Below are 15257 nucleotides of genomic sequence, written 5' to 3'. Positions count from 1 at the left end.
TCAATTATATGGACAAAATCTTCGCCAAATCATACAATTCCATGCGCGGTTGGTGTTTTTGGGAAAGGGCTTCGTCAAAATCGATTCCTATGACGTCATTGTTGCGGATAGCCACCATCATGTCTCGTTGGCCACTCAGCAACAGTTCCACAGCTTTGGAGCCCATGCGGCTAGCCAACACCCGGTCGAACGCAGTTGGAGAACCGCCGCGTTGCACATGCCCAAGCACCGTCACCCGCGTCTCCCAGCCCAATCTGTCCGTAATTTTATCGGCTACATCCAGACCGCTGCCAACCCCTTCGGCAACGATGATGATGCTGTGCTTTTTCCCGCGTTCCGAACTTCGCTGCAAACGCTCCACGATTTCATCAATCTGGTAAGGTGCTTCCGGAATCAAGATGGACTCAGCCCCGTCAGCCAAACCGGCCCAAAGAGCAATATCTCCGGCATCGCGACCCATCACTTCCACAATATACGTACGTTCATGCGAAGTCGCCGTATCCCGAATTTTATCGATACATTCAACCACTGTATTTACTGCGGTGTCAAAGCCGATCGTGAAATCGGTCGCTGGGATGTCATTATCGATTGTACCCGGAACACCGATCGTTGGGAAGCCGAGCGCAGTCAATTTTTTGGCGCCTTGGAAACTTCCATCCCCACCGATGACTACCAATCCGTCGATTTGATGTTTTTTCAGTTGCTCTACCGCTTTTTGGCGCCCTGCTTCAGTTTTAAACTCTTCGCAACGCGAGCTGTAAAGCACTGTGCCTCCGCGATGGATAATGTCTCCTACCGTGCCCAATTCCATTTTTTCAATATCCCCTTGGATGAGGCCTGTATAACCACGATAAACTCCATACACCTCTAATCCATGATAGTACCCGCTACGCACAACGGCGCGGATAGCCGCATTCATTCCTGGGGCGTCTCCACCGCTAGTTAAGACCGCGATCCGTTTCATCCTAATCACCTCAACATGTAAAATTCCCTATCCCATAGGGACAAAAAACGTCCAGCCGGGACAAAAAGAGAAACCGTGCAGAACGGTTTCAACTTGGACAAGCATCCTAATTAACCTCCTCTGAACCTTTCCCGGTTCAGACGGTAACAAGTGATGTGAAATCACCTATGCTCGCAAACTTTTGGTAGCGATCTTCGACAAGTTCTACTGGACTCATCGGAGACAATTCATCCAAATGGTCAATCAATGCTTGTTTAATATATTTTGATTGTAACATGGGATCTCTATGAGCTCCACCTTTTGGCTCTGGAATAATTTCATCAATCACGCCGAGCGCTTTTAAATCGTCGGAAGTAATCTTCAATGCTTCCGCTGCCTCTTGCGCTTTCGTAGCATCACGCCATAAAATAGCCGCTGCGCCTTCTGGAGAAATGACTGAGTAATAGGCGTGTTCCAACATCAACAAGCGGTTGCCCACACCGATTCCCAGGGCTCCGCCGCTTCCGCCTTCCCCTGTCACTACGCAGACAATCGGCACCTTAAAACCGGCCATTTCACGTAAGTTGCGGGCGATCGCTTCACTTTGGCCGCGCTCTTCTGCTTCGATCCCGGGATGGGCCCCTTGGGTATCAATGAAACAAATAATAGGCCGCCCAAATTTATCTGCTTGTTGCATCAAACGCAACGCTTTGCGATATCCTTCGGGATGGGGCAAGCCAAAGTTGCGGGCGATTTTGTCTTTGGTGTCGGTTCCGCGCTCATGGCCGATCACTGTCACTGTCAGTCCGTTTAATTTGGCAATGCCCCCGATAATCGCCGGGTCGTCGCCATAAAGTCGGTCGCCATGAAGTTCCATGAAATCGTCAAACACCGTTTTCAAATAATGCAAGGTGGTCGGCCGGCCGGCATGGCGGGCGATTTGGATTTTGTTCCAAGTGCTGAGGTTGCCGTAAATCTCATTTTCCAGACGAATGGCCTTAGCTTCCAACGTGGCAATCTCTTCGGACAGATCAATGTCCTTCTCTTTCGTAAATTGTTCGAGCTCCTCGATTTTGTTTCTCAATTCCATCAACGGTTTTTCAAATGGCAAATAACCCTGTTTCATTGAAAGCTTCCTCCTTTACGCGTGAAACTCCAAGATTTTGATAAGAGTGTCACGCAATTCCCCCCGGGGAACGACCATGTCCAACTGCCCATGCTTCAACAGGAATTCAGCCGTTTGAAAATCATCCGGCAGTTTTTGCCTAACCGTCTGCTCAATCACGCGGCGCCCCGCAAAGCCGATCAACGCTCCCGGCTCGGCGATATTGATGTCGCCCAGCGATGCAAAACTGGCCGATACGCCACCTGTGGTCGGATTGGTCAGCACAGACACAAACAATACTTTCTCACGATGCATTTTTTCCAACGCGGCGCTGGTCTTGGCCATTTGCATCAACGACAGTACGCCTTCTTGCATACGTGCCCCACCCGATGCACAGAACAAAATAAATGGAATTCTCTTGGTCGCTGCCCGTTCTGCCGCCCGGGCGATCTTCTCACCAACCACCGAACCCATGCTCCCCATGCGGAATCGGGAATCCATCACCCCGATGATGGCAGGGTATCCGCCGATTTTGCCTTCCGCCGTCACGACTGCTTCATTCAGCTTAGTCTTGTTCATGTCGGCTTGTACCTTTTTGACGTAATCCGGAAATTCCAGCGGGTCTTTGGAGATGAGCTCTTGATCGTATTCGTGGTATTCACCATTGTCAACCAACGATTGCAAACGCTCGGGTGCGCTCATGGGGAGATGGTGTCCACACGCTTTGCACACCTTTAAATTTTTCTCCAGCTCTTTTGTGATCAAAATGGTTCCGCACTTAGGGCACTTCTGCATAATCCCTTCGGGGATGTCTTTCTTCACTTGCTCAGAAGGGATCGTTGCATACTTCTTCGGTTTTCTGAACAAATCACGTAACACGATAACACCTCATCTGAGTCCTTTAATTTTTTTGCTGTCCGATATGAATATCATACCATTGTTGACCGATCAGTTATATGCGATCATGTCCAATATTTCTACCAATAACAAAGAGGCTTGCGCTTGGCGACGCTCTTTGAGGGCCTCAATCAATTGTTCGTATTTTGGCAATAACCGGTGCCAACAGGCCTCGTCCAATTCCCAGTCCTCTGGCACGACGGCTTGGATAAATTTCGTAATCGGCACCCAGATGCGTTTTAACAAATAATTGTCTGCCATCTGGATGATCCGCTTGTGAAACTGTTCAATATGCGCGGACGGGTTGGCATTTTGCTCTACGGCCGCTTTCATCTCAGCCAACAGCTTTTCCAACGAAGCGACCTCTTGTTCAACCCGTTTGCTGAACGCCAATCGAATAGCGCCCAACTCGAGCAGTTCCCTCATCTCCAACAAGCCCTGTTTGGACTTGTCATCCTGCAAAATAAAGCGCGCCAGAAGATCAACCATATGATGAGCATAATAAGGTTCCAAATAAGTGCCTTCGCCTCTTCTGGTGCTGATCAAGCCCAACAGTTCCAAGGATCTGAGAACTTCACGGACGGATGAACGACCCGCTCCCAACCGTTCGGACAATTCCCGTTCCGAAGGCAGCCGGTCTCCGGGGCGCAATCCGTCTTCTTCAATGATGTCATGGATTCGTTCCAATATTACTTTGAATTTGCTGTAACTCGTTTCCGCGCTTGCCACGTCTTCTTATCACCCTTATCGTACCGTTGTTGCAGATAAGCTGAGTGTTTTTGCATACACTTCTTGCGGATCTATATGGATGCGCGCTTGACCTGTCTCCATCGCCACCCGCGCCACCTCTCTGGCGACAACGGCGGCAACCCGCTTGTCAAAAGGCGAAGGGATTACATAATCAGGACGCAATTCATGTTCCTGGATCAAGCCTGCGATCGCATACGCGGCCGCTATTTTCATCTCTTCGGTAATCGCTTTCGCCCGGACGTCCAACGCGCCACGGAAAATGCCCGGAAAGGCGAGCACATTGTTCACTTGGTTTGGATAATCAGATCGGCCGGTTCCGATCACTTTCGCCCCGGCCCGCATGGCCTCTTCCGGCATGATTTCCGGAGTAGGATTAGCCATGGCAAAAATGACAGCATCTTTGTTCATGGAGCGAACCATGGCTGGTGTTACCGCGCCGGCCACCGACACGCCGATAAACACATCCGCGCCTGTGATCACTTCTTCCAATTCACCTTGGCGTTTCTCACGGTTCGTCGTTTTGGCGATCTGTTCCTTAATCGGATTCATCCCAAACGGCCTTCCTTCATAGATCGCCCCTTTACTATCGCACATAATCACGTCTTTTACTCCAAGCGACAGCAACAACTTGATGATGGCGATACCGGCTGCCCCCGCCCCATTGGTGACGACACGGATCTCATCCATCCGCTTGCCCACCACTTTTAAGGCGTTGATCATTCCTGCCAAGGTCACAATGGCGGTGCCGTGCTGATCATCATGAAAAACAGGAATGTCCAACTCCTGCTTCAAGCGCTCTTCGATCAGGAAGCAGTTGGGAGCAGCGATATCTTCCAGATTGATCCCGCCGAATGTGGGCGCCATCAACTTCACCGTGTCTACGACTTTATCGACATCCACCGTATCCAAGCAGATGGGAAAAGCATCCACTCCTGCAAACTCTTTAAACAACACCGCTTTCCCTTCCATAACCGGCATGGCCGCATGCGGACCGATGTTGCCCAACCCCAGCACGGCGGTTCCGTTGGACACAACGGCTACCAAATTCCCCTTCATCGTGTAATCATAGATTTTCCCTTGATCATCGTAAATATCGCGACAAGGTTCGGCCACGCCTGGTGAATATGCAAGGCTCAAATCATGTGCGTCATGCACCGGCACTTTGGAATGCACTGCTAACTTTCCTTGCATCTCCTGATGCAATTTCAGTGCTTCATCCCGTATTGTAGACAAAACATCTCGCTCCTTTTTTACACGCTTGGTGGTCTGACCACCGGTAAATCACATTATATCAAAACTGTAACCAGGAGAAAACGGACGACCAGGCGCGCCTAATAGAAAAAGGCTACTGTTTTCCCCTCCAGTAGCCGTTTAACACACTTTTTCGCTTGTCTGGTACGTTTATTATTTTAAGGAAACGACTTCCTTAAAACCGTTCCATTGCAATTCTACTTGCACATTTTTCTTTTCGGGATTAGCATTTGGCTGCACGACGCTTTCAATGATAGCGGTTCCCTTTTCATCCAACATGACATTTTGATGATTGGTAGTGTTGTTGCTGTCTTTAACCATGACCAACACATTCCCCACCACTAACACATCTTTGCCTAAGTATTTCACCGTAACCTTTTCGGAACCGTCGCTATCATCGTGATACTGATAAGCCAATGCCACTTCCCAATGTTTGCTTTTCCCCGACAATTGCCCACTTACCGATTTATTCGCGCAAGCGCTCAACAGCACCCCCATCAAGCATAAGAGAAAAGCGGAAACACGGTACTTTTTTCCCCATTGTAACTCCATCATCCCATTTCCCCTTACTCTTTGAAAACTATGCCGCCCTATGCAGTCGTGGCGCAGCCGCTTCGACAACAGGCTGGCACCATCTATAATTTAACATTTATATATATCAATTAACCAATAGCACAAACTTACCAATTCCTTAATAATCCTCTTATTTTCATTATTAATCTTCGTGTTTTCTCTATTAATCTTACATAAATTTATTTTCTTGTTCTTTTTTGTTGTCGATTTCCCTTTTTTCCGGCACCGATTTTGGCCATGACCACAGCAACAAAAAGAAAAAAAAGGAATCCTGCAAGCACCAAACATTGGTACAAAAACGCCAACAAGCGACCTCCCCCTTTCTCATGCTTCACCACAGAAAAAAAGGGCTTACGCCCTTCTATTGAAATATGCCCACAGCTTGCCTATGCATTTGTTGCAATTCGATTTCCCGTTCGGTGTTTAATTCCAGAACCAGCCCCCGCAGATAAGCCAGCAATTCCTCAGGGTCGGCGGACAGCAAGCTGAGGTCTTCTCCCATCCACACCTGCCATCCCCGACCCGTTTCGTCCAGCCGGACAATGATGTCCATTGCAAAGGTAACATCAAAAAAGCGCCATTGGGCATCAGATTTCACGATTTTTTCAAGATAATAGGGCATGTCTGACCGAAACCGGTCATAGATCGGCTCCAAGTGGCGCATCGCCTCTTCACGATCTTCACAAAGCGCCGAAGTTGTTCCCATGTCAATGAGAATATTCCCGTCTTCCAATCCCGAAACGGCTATTTCCTGATTGGTAATGGGATCCACAATGTTTCGTTTGGCATGGTTGGAAATCAACCATTTCAATGCGCTTCTCATACCCAGCTCGCTCCTTGACAATATTTTCATGTTAAATGGAAATAATAGAAATATACCAAATTTTTATCACAATTTTATTATAATCTTAACTCATGAAAAAACGAACCATCATTCACTGTTTTCACATAAAAAAGCCCACGCCGGCAATCATCATTGGGCGTGGGTTACTTGCCCATTGGGGAAACACCAAACTATCAACCATTTACTCCGTTAAAGCATCCGGTGTTTCCAGCTTCCCCAGCGGGCCCATCTCGCTTGCGCGGTCAGCCGCATAGCGGCGCACATCCGGGTTCTGGTGCGCGATACGAGCAGACGCGGCCGCCGCGATACCTGCAACGAGATCATCCAGAAAAACATGGATCTGCTCGTCGTGATTGTTCAATTTTTTCATCAGACCAATTTTGTTTTTATCCAAGTAACCAAAACTGGTCAAACCAATCGTCCCATATACGTTGGTAATGCTCAGCGCGAGAATCTCATCGATCCCGTACAATGGTTCATCCGCTTCCATGATGCGCTGGAACGGTTCCGGCAACAGCTTCTTCTCCGCCAGCACATCAAGGGACACCCCTGTGATGACAGCATGTTGCACCTCGCGTTTGCGCAAGACCGCATGCACGTTGTTCACGCATTCTTCCAAAGTCAGATTTTTATTGTAAGGCGCCTGCAACTGGTACACTATATGGGAAATCCCTTCAATGGTCACACCGCGCTCATTGAGCAGCTTAATGACATGATCGTAGAATATGGTTCTCACCTTCTTTGGATATCGACTCGTTCAGGTCGGTGCCGAAAAGAGCGGAGTCTTAAAAGATATGCCACCCCGCCAGCAGGTATGTCACTTTTGCGTGACGCGAAAACTGTTTGCTCCCATGATAACTTCCACTTGTTGGCGACATGCAGGAGTCGGTGTGATCGCGTACCGTTCTTCGGAAAGCGCCAGCACTTTCTTAGTCCGTTCATAATAAAGGTAAACGGGCGTCTCCCCCTTGTGTAACTTCAGCACCTCTTGCAAGCGCCGGAGCCGCTCCTCGGTCTCCCGCTGGGGGGGAATGCGAATATACACCTTCTGCGCCGGACCGACCAAAGGCGGCGCGGGACGGGATGCGAACGCGACACGGGACAGGTCGGCCACTTCATCGGCGATGAGCTTCACTCCTTCATCTTGCAGTTGCACTTTCGCGCGGATGAACACCGGTTGTTCCGGTTGCAACAATGTACGAGCAGCGCGGAACACTTTGGGGAACACCACTACTTCGCAAGTACCGCTACGATCCTCGATCTGGACAAAGGCCATCGGTTCACCTTTTTTGGTTTGAATCGGTTTGACATCCGTGATCCAAGCGCCCACTTTGACCTCTTCCCGGTCCCGGCATCCCATCAAGGCATGCAAACGGTGCGTGGCCCGCTCTTGGATCACCGGAGCGTACTGGTCAAGCGGATGACCGGATAAAAATAAGCCCAATAATTCCCGTTCACGATCCAACTGGTCGCGTTCTGTCAGCGAAGCGGATGGCGCCTCTTCCAACAAACGCGCAAAATCAAACGCTTCATCGGCCAAGCCCAAGCTCAACTGCTGTTTGCCTGAACGCGTTCGGTTCGCCGCAACCCATTCCAGCACTTCGTCTAGCAAATACAAGTTTTGCGAGCGGCTGCCTGGCATAGAATCGCAGGCTCCGCACTCAATCAACGACTCCAACACGCGCCTGTTGCACACCCGCAAATCCACCCTGGCGCACAGATCGGCCAAGTTTTCAAATGGGCGTCCTTGCCGCCCTTTGATCAACTCCCGAATGGCCAAGGTGCCAACATTTTTGATGGCCGCCAAGCCAAATCGAATCGCTTTCCCTTCCACCGAAAAGGCTTCTTCACTTCGCTGCACATCGGGCGGCAAAACAGCGATCCCCATCCGGCGGGCTTCCTCGATGTACTCCGCCAATTTGCCTTGGCTCCCCATCACCGATGTCATTAATGCTGCCATAAACTCGACCGGGTGATTAGCTTTCAAATAAGCCGTCTGATAAGCCAACACACCATATGCGGCCGAATGGCTACGATTAAAACCGTAATCGGCAAATCGCACGATCAAATCATAAATCTGATGCCCGGTCTGTTCGTCATATCCCTTGTCCACACAGCCTCCTACAAAAGCGTTTCGTTGTTCATGCAAAAGTTCCTTCTTCTTTTTCCCGACCGCGCGCCGCAATAAATCAGCCTGTCCAAGGGAAAAACCAGCCATTTTGGCCGCTATTTGCATGATTTGCTCCTGATACACGATAATCCCGTACGTGTTTTTTAGAATCTCTTCCAGATCGGGGTGGGGATACGTCACTTTTTCCAACCCGTGTTTCGCTCGGATATATCGCGGAATCTGCTCCATCGGCCCCGGTCGGTACAAAGCTAAAACAGCGATGATATCTTCAAAATGCGTCGGCTTCAACTCTTTGAGCACCTTGCGCATGCCCGGTGATTCCATTTGGAACACCCCGGTGGTGTCCCCTTTGGACAACAGCGCGTACGTCGCCGGATCATCGAAGCGAGCACCGTCAAATGAAACGATGGTCCCGGAATTTTCCCTCACCAACTCACGCGTCTTCTCGATCACCGTCAAGTTGCGCAAACCTAAAAAATCCACCTTCAGCAATCCGATATCCTCCAGCACCTCCATCGGGTACTGAGTCAATGGAATTCCATCGTTTCCCGCCTGGAGCGGCACATGATCGGTCAGGGGTGTGCTAGCGATAACCACTCCTGCGGCATGGGTGGAAGCATGCCGGGGCATCCCCTCGATCTTGGCTACCGTCCGCATCAGTTGCGCCGTTGCCGGATTCTTCATCAATTCCTTCAAAGCGGGCTCCTGCTGAAACGCTTTGGCCAAGGTCATGCCGGGACTTCCTGGAATTAGCTTGGCCGCGCGATCCACTTCTCTGTAAGGCAATCCCATCACCCGGCCCACATCCCGCACTGCGGCCCGCGGCGCCATCGTCCCAAAGGTGATGATCTGCGCTACCCGCTCAGCTCCATACTTGTCCACCACATACCGGATCACTTCATCGCGGCGTTCATAGTTGAAATCGATGTCGATATCCGGCATGCTGATCCGCTCGGGATTGAGAAACCGTTCAAAAAAGAGCCGATACTTCAGCGGGTCGATATCGGTGATGCGAAGGACATAGGACACCAAACTCCCCGCCGCCGAACCTCGCCCCGGTCCCACTGCGATCCCCCGCTCATGGGCGAACCGGACAAAATCCCACACCACCAAAAAATAATCATTAAAGCCCATCCGGTCGATAACCGACAGTTCATAGTCCAACCGCTCAACCACCTCGGGGGTCAACTGGCCAAACCGCTCAATCGCCCCCTGGCGGCAAAGCTCCCGCAAATAAGCTCCAGCCTCCACACCTTCCGGCAAGGGAAATTTGGGCAACAGGCGGCCACCCAAAGGGATCTCAACCTGGCAACGTTCGGCGATATCCACCGTGTGATGCAAAGCCTCGGGTACATGTCCAAAACACCGATGCATCTCTTCCGCCGATTTCAGGTAATATTCTTTGGTCGGAAAACGCAACCGCTCTTCATCGGCCAATTTGCTGCCAGTCTGAATGCAAAGGAGGCAATCATGCACTTCATGATCACCTTGGTGTGTATAATGCACGTCATTGGTCGCAATCAGCTTCACTCCCAGCTCTTTTGACCAAGAAATCAGCTGGCGGTTTACCCGTTCTTGTTCCGGAAGCTGATGGTCTTGCAATTCAAAAAAGAAATGATCCGGCCCAAAGATGTCTAAATACTCCATTACCAATCGTTTCGCTTCCGCCAAATCGCCCGCCAAAATCGCCTGCGGAATCTCCCCTCCCAAGCACGAACTGGTAGCGATCAGCCCTTGCCGGTATTGGCGCAACAGCGCTTTGTCAATACGGGGCTTATAATGGAACACCCGCAGATGGGCCTCGCTTGTCAAACGCAGCAAATTTCGATACCCTGCATCCGTTTCGGCAATCAGCAACAGATGGTAATTCTTTTGCTCCCTGAGCGGCCGCTTATCATGGAGCGACCCTGCTGTCAGATACATTTCACAACCGATGATAGGCTTGATGCCGGCTTCCTGACACGCTTTATAGAAAGGCACCACGCCGTGCATCGCGCCATGATCTGTGATGGCGAGCGCCTTCATTCCCAGTTGTTTGGCGGTTCGCACCAGCTCTTCGATCCGGCTGGCCCCGTCCAGCAAACTAAATTCCGTATGCACATGAAGATGAACAAAGTCTTTCAACCGATCCACGCCGACCCCTCCTCTTTCCCTCTTATTATAACGAAACCGGCTTGTCCGAACATCCTTTCCCCCTACCCATTGTCCACATAATTGCTCTCGCTCCTTCATATTCTTTAGGAAAATCAGTCAATATTTACCAAATACACACTTTTGCTAGACAAAGGCGGTTATCGGCTATGGGACAACAATTTTGGACAACGGTCATCCTCGATTTCCTGATCGCGCTCGGCGTAGTATTGGGCGGTGTGATGCTAGGCGGTGTGGGGGCATTTCTCGCCGACGACTATCCGATGTTTAAAATGCTGCGCCTCGCAGAACAATTAAAGATATGGGCAATGGTAGCGGCCATCGGCGGCACATTTGACATGATCAAAAACATTGAAATCACCATTTTAGGCGGTCAGATCAATCTCGCCCTGCAACAATTGTGCTTTATCATCAGCGCGTTTTTGGGCGCCCACACCGGCACCGTCCTGATTCGCTGGATGATCCAAGGAGAATACTGACATGGTGCGCGGCGTCATTGCCGGCTTGAAAAAAAACCGGCGTGCATGGGTGATGCTCCTGCTGGGCTTTCTTTTCGGCAACGGCTTGTTTCTTCTGCTATACGGCCAAAAAATCGACGGCCTGCTATCAGAGCGCAACGCTCTGTATTACGCCAACAACCAAAAGTACAAAGAAATCCTGAAGTTGCAGGAAGAAACATTGCAGTTGGCCCGCAAAGGAGAGCGACACCAGGAAAACAAAGATCGCATCCAAAAAATCATCGTAGAAGTGGACAGTGAACAATCCGTGATTATCGATTTGGTAAAAGAACAGCTTGAGAAAAAACTGACTCCCTTTCTCGGCAAATCGATGCAATGGATCAGCAACAATCCTGATCTGATTGAATTAATTTTGGAGAAAGAACAAATAGTGATAGATGAAGCACAAAAATTAAAAGTAGAAGTACACCTTAAATATGTGTCTTTTTATGACGAAACATTAAAAATCTGGGTTCAAACAAAAGACGTCTCTAGTGATGATGTATCTGATATAGTAAAATAGTTGTATGCAATTACTACTCGACACGACTAAGGGAAGGGGGAACCACCATGATCATCAATCGCAAAGAAATGGCCCGCGCCAAATTGGAAAAGCTGAAAAACGGATATTCCGCCTTTGCGGAAACACAAGAAGTGGCGGAGTTCATTGAAAAAGAATTGGAGAAGTTGGACCTTCACGTGCATATTGACCGCACTGAACACGGATGTTGGTTCATCCCGGAACAATCTAAATCGTAATTCACGTATTTTTGAGCGCCTCCATCATTTGATCGAGGCGCTTATTTCCAGGAGGGTTTTATAAACATGCAAGCCATTGGCATTATCTTGGTTTCCGTCATCTGCGTCACCGTCTTCGGCACTTTCTTCAACAGCATGCTGGCACGCAGAACGGACGGCCTGCCCAAACGGATCTACCAAGCGCGAATGAACATGTTTATGGGGTTGATGTTCTTGGCCATCGGGTCATTGCAATTTCTGATGCCGAGCGATTCAGTGTTGCGCCTGTTCTTCATCGGTTTGATCCTCGCTGTGGGCCTATTTAATCTTTATTACGGATTTAAACACCATCGCTTTTACAGCAATCAAGTGAAACAGCATCAAGAGCGCACTTCCCCGGTTTCATGAGAAAAGCCGGTGACGATAATGTCACCGGCTTTTCTCATGTTATCAGCGCTCCATGGTGTAAGCAGTAACCAACGCCTTGGCCACCACTTGATTGTCGATCATCATCTCCACATCCATTTTGGCCTGCTTTCTTCCCAAGTCAAGAATGCGCGGCGAAATGTCCACAACTGTATCAATCTGAATCGGCTTTAAAAAATACAGGGTAAAGTTCTGAATCGCCAAATCCCCACGCCGTTGCCGACGCAACATCCGCATCGCCGTTTCGGTGATCAGCGTTGTGCACACCCCTGTGCTGAGCCGACCTAAAGCATCTGTCATCTGCGGGGTAATCCGGCCACGGAACAGCGGCTGTCCCGATTTTTCCACTTCATGAAAGCCGCGAAAACTCAACTCTTGAATCGTTTCCCCGATCTGCGGCTGTTTCTGCATGTATTGCAAGGATTTAATCACATCTTGTCGGCTGATCACTCCGATCAGCTTACGATGGTCATTTACGACGGGTAACAGCTCGATACCTTCCCACACCATCTCATGCGCAGCCGAAGCCAATGACGTTTTGGTTGTCGCCATGATCGGATTTTTGGTCATCGCCCGCTCGATGGGATCTTGCGGCTCATACCCCATCACATCTTTGGCCGTCACCATCCCCACCACCCGACCATGGTCATCCACCACCGGATAGCGGCTGTGCGCCGTTTCCCGCACAAACTGGTGGAAGCGGGCGATCGTGTCATTGTGGTGCAAATAGTAAGGCTGGTGGTTCTTAGGCAACACATCCTCCACCATCAAAATCTCTTTTTTAATCAGCCGATCATAAATCGCCCGGTTGATCATGGAAGCGACAGTAAAGCTGTCATAACTGCTGGAGATCACGGGCAGTTCCAACTCATTGGCCAACTTCTTCACATTTGGCGTCGTGTCAAACCCACCTGTGATCAAGACCGCTGCCTCATTCTCCAATGCGATCCGATGCACATTGTCCCGATTTCCGACAATCAACAGGTTTCCCGGTTCTATGTATCTCATCATAGCTTCCAGCTTCATGGCCCCGATGACAAAACGGTTTAGCGTTTTATGCAATCCTGCCTTTCCGCCCAACACCGTCCCATCCACAATGTTGACCACTTCAGCAAAAGTGAGTCGTTCAATATCCGAGCGTTGCTTTTTCTCCACCCTGACCGTGCCCACGCGCTCAATTGTGTGAACAAGTCCTTGCGATTCAGCCTCTTTGATCGCACGATAAGCGGTGCCATCGCTCACATTCAAATCCCGCGCGATTTGTCGAACAGATATTTTGTGGCCGATCTCCAATTTTTCGATATACTGCAAAATCTGCTCGTGCTTCGTTGACAATGGCTTTCCTCCCATCTACTCTGATTGTCCACTTCATTTTCATATTACAATAATTTCCGTACAAAACCTATCTCTGGCCTTAATAGAAAAACAAGCCAAAGATCCCTGCACCGGGTTCTTTGGCTTACTTTTACAAAATGAGACTACAAAGCCGGCGCTTTAAAAGGTTTAAGTCCCGCCGGCCTTCTGTGCAACTATCAATGGTGGACCGTCAACCGCTGCCGCCGTCTCCACCGTTGTTCCGCTTCCAACCACTGCCGTCTGCGCTCCGCCTCTTTTCTCCGCTGTCTGATGCGAACCTGCCGCATCAGGTCGTTCAAATTGGCGATCAAGAACAAACCCATCACTGTCAACCATACCACCACAAACAGCGAAGAGAGCCCGGCTTGTAGTTGGAGGGGGAACTTGGCCAGCCCCAGGCAGAAGCAAGCCGCCCCGCACAACAAATAAATACCCCGTTGTCGCATCGTCGTCACCCCTTCTACTCACTATATTTATGAAAGGGTTGGACACTTCATGTGCGAAAAAAGCGCTCCAGCGGCCGCCGCTGGGGTTTTAGCCTGGCACAAATGTGAAGATGATTCCAGAAAACATCAACCATATTCCCTAACCGCCGATCCCCCGAAACGACGGTCAGGTTGCACACAGCCATGGTCAAACCCACGATCATCAGGATGACGCCAGACACCAGCCACATCATACGCATCCCTCACAACATTTCCCAAACCGGGCGCTACAGAAACCCGTAGACGAAAACCTTATGCTTTTTGGGAACGGTTGCGACGGAAGAACCACACCGCACCCACAATCAGCAGTGCACCAACGATGACAATGACAATATCTTGGTAGACGCTCATATATTCCAGCACCTTGGACCAAGAAGCGCCAAGGGCTGCACCCAGATTTACCAGAACCATGTTCCAAATCAACGATCCGACAGTAGTGAACAACAGGAACAACGGAAAATTCATTTTCGCCATCCCCGCCGGAATTGAAATCAAGCTGCGCACGATCGGAACCATCCGGCAGAAAAACACAGTCCAGATACCATAACGGTGAAACCAAGCATTCGCTTTATGTATGTCCTCTTTATCGGTTCTCAAGAGATGCCCCCAACGCTCAACAATGCGTTCCAACCGCTCCACATCCAACAACCGACCGATATAGAACAGGGCAATCGCTCCGACCACAGCTCCCAGCGTCGAAGCAATCACCACACCCGTAACCGTCAAATCAGATTGCGTCGTCATGAATCCGCCAAACGACAACACGATTTCCGATGGAATCGGCGGGAAGAGGTTCTCTAGCGCAATCATCAAGAAAATTCCCAAATAACCAAACTCTTCCATGAAATCTGTAATCCAGCTTTCCACATTGATCCCCTCCAGTTGCTCAATTCTTCCTTTGTTGAATGCCCACAAGCATTCGCATTAGCTCATATATGTCGATGTTGGTTAAGCCGCTTCCTGTTCCCGGCTCCTGGTACGTCGCAGGGCGTTAGCAGCCCTTTGGCGCAAAACGCGATATTTTTGATGATTTGGCTCGTGATTCATCCCCCATTACCTCGATGTCATTTTCTCATTGTAACAAGAATCCGCTCATTTTTGTCATGGAAT

At 49.8% G+C, this 15257-nt stretch carries 17 protein-coding genes; 4 read left to right on the top strand and 13 right to left on the bottom strand.

Annotated features, from left to right (window positions below):
* Positions 1–4: 4 nt before the first annotated feature.
* The 9 genes from pfkA to EDC32_RS02360 all read right to left on the bottom strand — a co-directional run bounded on the left by pfkA (position 5) and on the right by EDC32_RS02360 (position 10618).
* The gene (gene pfkA / locus EDC32_RS02400) at positions 5–964 is read right to left on the bottom strand and encodes a 6-phosphofructokinase (protein ID WP_132219873.1); all 960 of its coding nucleotides are present in this window, start codon (positions 962–964) and stop codon (positions 5–7) included.
* 136 nt (positions 965–1100) lie between these two features.
* The gene (locus EDC32_RS02395) at positions 1101–2069 is read right to left on the bottom strand and encodes an acetyl-CoA carboxylase carboxyltransferase subunit alpha (protein ID WP_132219872.1); all 969 of its coding nucleotides are present in this window, start codon (positions 2067–2069) and stop codon (positions 1101–1103) included.
* A gap of 15 nt (positions 2070–2084) precedes the next feature.
* Positions 2085–2927 carry an acetyl-CoA carboxylase, carboxyltransferase subunit beta gene (gene accD / locus EDC32_RS02390; RefSeq protein ID WP_132219871.1) on the bottom strand — a complete coding sequence of 281 codons (843 nt, stop codon included), beginning with the start codon at positions 2925–2927 and terminating at the stop codon, positions 2085–2087.
* Positions 2928–2996: 69 nt separating this feature from the next.
* Positions 2997–3674: a FadR/GntR family transcriptional regulator gene (locus EDC32_RS02385; protein ID WP_132219870.1), complete on the bottom strand. Its 678-nt coding sequence runs from the start codon at positions 3672–3674 to the stop codon at positions 2997–2999.
* A gap of 15 nt (positions 3675–3689) precedes the next feature.
* Positions 3690–4928, bottom strand: a complete 1239-nt coding sequence (gene ystJ, locus EDC32_RS02380) for an NADP-dependent malic enzyme (RefSeq protein ID WP_132219869.1) — start codon at positions 4926–4928, stop codon at positions 3690–3692.
* 171 nt (positions 4929–5099) lie between these two features.
* Positions 5100–5501, bottom strand: coding sequence for a hypothetical protein (locus EDC32_RS02375; protein ID WP_132219868.1), 402 nt, complete (start codon positions 5499–5501; stop codon positions 5100–5102).
* A gap of 379 nt (positions 5502–5880) precedes the next feature.
* The gene (locus EDC32_RS02370; RefSeq protein ID WP_132219867.1) at positions 5881–6342 is read right to left on the bottom strand and encodes a hypothetical protein; all 462 of its coding nucleotides are present in this window, start codon (positions 6340–6342) and stop codon (positions 5881–5883) included.
* 202 nt (positions 6343–6544) lie between these two features.
* Complete coding sequence (locus tag EDC32_RS02365) at positions 6545–7090, bottom strand: phosphatidylglycerophosphatase A family protein (RefSeq protein ID WP_132220899.1); 546 nt, start codon at positions 7088–7090, stop codon at positions 6545–6547.
* Positions 7091–7180: 90 nt separating this feature from the next.
* Complete coding sequence (locus EDC32_RS02360; RefSeq protein WP_132220897.1) at positions 7181–10618, bottom strand: DNA polymerase III subunit alpha; 3438 nt, start codon at positions 10616–10618, stop codon at positions 7181–7183.
* Between the two features lie 176 nt (positions 10619–10794).
* On the opposite strand from EDC32_RS02360, the gene EDC32_RS02355 reads away from it, so the two are divergent.
* The 4 genes from EDC32_RS02355 (at position 10795) to EDC32_RS02340 (ending at position 12288) form a co-directional block, all read left to right on the top strand.
* Positions 10795–11124, top strand: coding sequence for a YtrH family sporulation protein (locus EDC32_RS02355; protein WP_022735822.1), 330 nt, complete (start codon positions 10795–10797; stop codon positions 11122–11124).
* A 1-nt stretch (position 11125) separates the two neighbouring features.
* On the top strand, positions 11126–11665 hold the full coding sequence (locus EDC32_RS02350; protein ID WP_132219866.1) for a sporulation membrane protein YtrI: 540 nt from the start codon (positions 11126–11128) through the stop codon (positions 11663–11665).
* 47 nt (positions 11666–11712) lie between these two features.
* Positions 11713–11901: a YtzJ family protein gene (locus tag EDC32_RS02345; protein ID WP_106342030.1), complete on the top strand. Its 189-nt coding sequence runs from the start codon at positions 11713–11715 to the stop codon at positions 11899–11901.
* Between the two features lie 66 nt (positions 11902–11967).
* Positions 11968–12288 (top strand): YtpI family protein, encoded by a 321-nt coding sequence (locus EDC32_RS02340; protein ID WP_132219865.1) that lies wholly within the window; start codon positions 11968–11970, stop codon positions 12286–12288.
* A 42-nt stretch (positions 12289–12330) separates the two neighbouring features.
* Here the strand turns inward: EDC32_RS02340 and EDC32_RS02335 are convergent, their stop codons facing one another.
* The 4 genes from EDC32_RS02335 to EDC32_RS02320 all read right to left on the bottom strand — a co-directional run bounded on the left by EDC32_RS02335 (position 12331) and on the right by EDC32_RS02320 (position 15014).
* Positions 12331–13641 (bottom strand): DRTGG domain-containing protein, encoded by a 1311-nt coding sequence (locus EDC32_RS02335; RefSeq protein ID WP_211341883.1) that lies wholly within the window; start codon positions 13639–13641, stop codon positions 12331–12333.
* Between the two features lie 197 nt (positions 13642–13838).
* Positions 13839–14108 (bottom strand): hypothetical protein, encoded by a 270-nt coding sequence (locus tag EDC32_RS02330; protein ID WP_132219863.1) that lies wholly within the window; start codon positions 14106–14108, stop codon positions 13839–13841.
* Between the two features lie 47 nt (positions 14109–14155).
* Complete coding sequence (locus EDC32_RS02325) at positions 14156–14341, bottom strand: hypothetical protein (protein WP_132219862.1); 186 nt, start codon at positions 14339–14341, stop codon at positions 14156–14158.
* A 58-nt stretch (positions 14342–14399) separates the two neighbouring features.
* Entirely contained in the window at positions 14400–15014 is a 615-nt protein-coding gene (locus tag EDC32_RS02320; protein WP_132219861.1) for a DedA family protein, read from the bottom strand.
* Between the last annotated feature and the right edge of the window lie 243 nt (positions 15015–15257).

Source organism: Laceyella sacchari, from assembly GCF_004343255.1.
GTDB lineage: Bacteria > Bacillota > Bacilli > Thermoactinomycetales > Thermoactinomycetaceae > Laceyella > Laceyella sacchari.
This window is presented reverse-complemented; position numbering and strand designations above follow the sequence as displayed.

What these genes read in the sequence shown, in the direction of transcription:
- pfkA (WP_132219873.1), bottom strand. Translation starts at nt 964, where the DNA reads ATGAAACGGATCGCGGTCTTAACTAGCGGTGGAGACGCCCCAGGAATG.
- EDC32_RS02395 (WP_132219872.1), bottom strand. Translation starts at nt 2,069, where the DNA reads ATGAAACAGGGTTATTTGCCATTTGAAAAACCGTTGATGGAATTGAGA.
- EDC32_RS02375 (WP_132219868.1), bottom strand. Translation starts at nt 5,501, where the DNA reads ATGATGGAGTTACAATGGGGAAAAAAGTACCGTGTTTCCGCTTTTCTC.
- EDC32_RS02370 (WP_132219867.1), bottom strand. Translation starts at nt 6,342, where the DNA reads ATGAGAAGCGCATTGAAATGGTTGATTTCCAACCATGCCAAACGAAAC.
- EDC32_RS02355 (WP_022735822.1), top strand. Translation starts at nt 10,795, where the DNA reads ATGGGACAACAATTTTGGACAACGGTCATCCTCGATTTCCTGATCGCG.
- EDC32_RS02350 (WP_132219866.1), top strand. Translation starts at nt 11,126, where the DNA reads ATGGTGCGCGGCGTCATTGCCGGCTTGAAAAAAAACCGGCGTGCATGG.
- EDC32_RS02345 (WP_106342030.1), top strand. Translation starts at nt 11,713, where the DNA reads ATGATCATCAATCGCAAAGAAATGGCCCGCGCCAAATTGGAAAAGCTG.
- EDC32_RS02340 (WP_132219865.1), top strand. Translation starts at nt 11,968, where the DNA reads ATGCAAGCCATTGGCATTATCTTGGTTTCCGTCATCTGCGTCACCGTC.
- EDC32_RS02330 (WP_132219863.1), bottom strand. Translation starts at nt 14,108, where the DNA reads ATGCGACAACGGGGTATTTATTTGTTGTGCGGGGCGGCTTGCTTCTGC.
- EDC32_RS02325 (WP_132219862.1), bottom strand. Translation starts at nt 14,341, where the DNA reads ATGATGTGGCTGGTGTCTGGCGTCATCCTGATGATCGTGGGTTTGACC.